Annotated in this window: 3 protein-coding genes and 1 pseudogene; 2 read left to right on the forward strand and 2 right to left on the reverse strand. The window is 41.0% G+C overall.

The annotated features are described in order from the left end of the window. A pseudogene (locus RT445_RS10565) lies at positions 1-263 on the reverse strand (hypothetical protein); the annotation flags it as partial. 70 nt (positions 264-333) lie between these two features. Continuing rightward, positions 334-1464, reverse strand: coding sequence for a tRNA epoxyqueuosine(34) reductase QueG (gene queG / locus RT445_RS10570; protein ID WP_312507328.1), 1131 nt, complete (start codon positions 1462-1464; stop codon positions 334-336). Positions 1465-1523: 59 nt separating this feature from the next. Between queG and RT445_RS10575 the strand changes: the two genes are divergently transcribed. Both RT445_RS10575 and RT445_RS10580 read left to right on the forward strand, forming a co-directional pair. Beyond that, on the forward strand, positions 1524-2213 hold the full coding sequence (locus RT445_RS10575) for a B3/B4 domain-containing protein (RefSeq protein ID WP_312507329.1): 690 nt from the start codon (positions 1524-1526) through the stop codon (positions 2211-2213). A 15-nt stretch (positions 2214-2228) separates the two neighbouring features. Further along, the gene (locus RT445_RS10580) at positions 2229-2738 is read left to right on the forward strand and encodes a hypothetical protein (protein WP_274794472.1); all 510 of its coding nucleotides are present in this window, start codon (positions 2229-2231) and stop codon (positions 2736-2738) included. Positions 2739-3007: the final 269 nt, after the last annotated feature.

The raw sequence follows: 3007 nt of genomic DNA on the forward strand, positions 1-3007 counted from the left end.
CGAGCGACTTCACTCACTTTTGGAGCGGTTGCCATCTCTTTTCGAGCGACTTCACCCACATTTGGAGCGGTTACCATCTCTTTTCGAGCGACTTCACTCACTTTTGGAGCGGTTGCCATCTCTTTTCGAGCGACTTCACTCACTTTTGGAGCGGTTGCCGCCTCTTTTCGAGCGACTTCACTCACTTTCGGAGCGGTTGCCATCTCTTTTCGAGCGACTTCACTCACACTTGGAGCGGTTATCACTGCATTTGGAACCGCCACACCCACCTGGAGCGGTTGCTACTCCTCTAAAGTGACCCCCTCTTTAATTTAGTAGAGAAAATCGACCTCATTACTGAAAAAACTGCAATCCTTTGTTAATTTCAGCAAGCACATTTTCGTCCTGCTCTATAAGATCCGCTTCTTCTAAGGCGACTTTGGCCTGTTCTCCACCTATCTTTCCTAAAGCCCATGCTGCGGTGCCCCGGATGACTGGACGATCATCGTTTTTTAGTAGGCCGATTAAATCCGGTATGGCGGCTTCTTCTTTAAAATGAGCAAGTGCCAAAATGGCATTGCGTTGAATGGGCTTTTTGCCCCGCCAGGAACCTGATACGTGGCCAAACTTTGTCTTAAACTCTCGATTTGAAATGGTTAAGAGCGGTGTCAGTAGTGGCTTAGCAAGTTCTGGATCTGGTTTGAATTCTTCATGTATCCAATTGATTTTCCCTTTATTTTTTGGGCAAACTGTTTGGCATGTATCACAGCCATATAAACGATTACCGATATGACTACGAAACTCATCTGGCAATGTTCCCTTTGTCTGGGTTAGAAAGGCGATGCAGCGCTGGGCATTTAATTGTCCTCCTTCGATTAATGCGCCCGTTGGACATACATCCAAGCACAAACGGCAATCTCCACATTCATCCTCCATTGGCTTATCAGGTGCAAACGGAATGTTTGTGATGAGCTCACCCAAATATACATAAGAGCCAAACTCTGGCGTTATAATCGAGCAGTTTTTACCGCTCCAGCCAATGCCTGCACGTTCTGCTACTGCACGATCTACAAGAGCACCCGTATCAACCATTGATTCAATACGTACACCCTCCACACGTTCCTCAAGCCAATTAGATAATAGCTTTAAACGTTCACGTAATGCTGTATGATAATCGACACCCCATGAAGCACGGCAGAAAATTCCTCGCCTTGCCCCTCTTTTACCAGTAGGTGCATTTTCCATACGTGATGGATAGGCAACTGCTATTGCGACAATGCTCTCTGCTTCATTCAATAATTGAAGGGGTTCGGTACGTTTTTCAATATCACTTTCTTCAAAGCCAGACTGATAGCCTAGCTCCTGCTGACGACGCAGTCTGTTTTTAAGTTCTGTAAAGGGAGCTGCTGTGGTAAAACCTATTTTATCAACGCCAATGGACATGGCATATGCCACAAAGTCACGTTGTAGGTCATCTAAGTTCATTTTATTTCCAACTCCTTACATGGTACAATAGTAGAAATAGATAAAGTAGGTGAAGTTCTTTGGAAATTTCCATTAACCAATCTCTATTAGCACAACATCCCGAGCTAAAAATCGGCATTATTCATTATACCAAAATTGTCGTTGCAGAATCCCCTCAAATGATTAAAGGTAGAATGCAATTGTATCAGGAAAACCTTTATTTAGAATTGCAGGATCATCCTGTTACTCAGCTAGAGGGTATTGCTGAATGGCGAAAGCTATGGAAAAAACTCGGTGCTGATCCAAACCGTTATCGTCACTCAGCAGAAAGCTTAATGCGCCGAATTTGTAAACAAAATTATTTAACACCTCTTCATTCAGGTGTTGATTTGAATAATTTTTTCTCTCTCCAATACGAAATGCCAATTGGTCTATATGATGTCTCGAAAATCAAAGAGTTTGTAGAAATTACTTTAGGTCATGAAGAAGTTGGCTACGAAGGTTTAAATGGTCGTTTTAATACATTAAAAAATATTCTCTACAGTCGTGATGAGGTAGGTGCATTTGGTTCACCTTTCGTAGATTCTACACGTACAGCTGTTACAGAAGAAACAACTGAGGCGTTACAGCTATTTTATCTTCGACCATCCTTAACAAATGAAGCTGCAAACGACCTTCTTATGTCAGCAGGAAAAATGTTTAATCAAATTCATGGCGGTGACTATCAAATCGCTCTCTTGTCTAACGATGCACCATCTACAACACTATAAAAAGGACGTGTTTTCGTGATTAACCTTGCAGAAGCTGTTAAATTAAAAAGTATATTAGGAAAGAAAACTCAAGAACTTGTGAGTGAATTACATCGCAGTGCTTTTGTAACAGTAGAAAAAGGACAAGCTCCTAAAACAAGTTATCGTGCGATGCCGCTAATTGAAGCTGAATTAGCACAGGTTCGTTTAGATGCACGCACATTAGATCGTTTAGTATATGAAGCGAATATCCAAAACTCAGTAGATTTTAAAGGGCAAAAACTAGCTCTGGTGGAAGCCATTGAACTAGCAACACAGCTCCGTGCCGAGGCTGAACTTTGTAAAGAATTCAGCATGCGTGAAAAAGAAAGTGTCCGATTTGGCTATGGTGAAAATGCGTTGTTATACGAAATCGCCATGTATGAACCCGACGACTATCGAGAACGTGCGATTAAACTTGAAAAAGATGCACATAAATTATCCAATCTTATTAATTCGAAAAATTATAGTATACAAATTAATTTTGATGACTCTCGTTATTTCTAGACTCGGGGCGGTGAGACTCCAAACACTTTTTGATAAGAACGTTGATATATCAGTAACTATAAGGCTTTTTCAAGGGTATTCCAAAGTAAGTGAATGCCATTTTGAATGCCATTTATCAAAAATAGCGTTGTTGGGGGCAAGTTTAATTAGGATTGGGGTTAACTCCCCAGTCCTTTTTATTTTATCTTCCACACTCTTTTACATCGGTCGAAAATTGGCATATCTTTTTCAATCCTGAAATTTCGTTAATGAAACTCACTAACCATTTT

This window comes from Lysinibacillus sp. (assembly GCF_032093475.1).
GTDB classification, from domain to species: domain Bacteria; phylum Bacillota; class Bacilli; order Bacillales_A; family Planococcaceae; genus Lysinibacillus; species Lysinibacillus irui.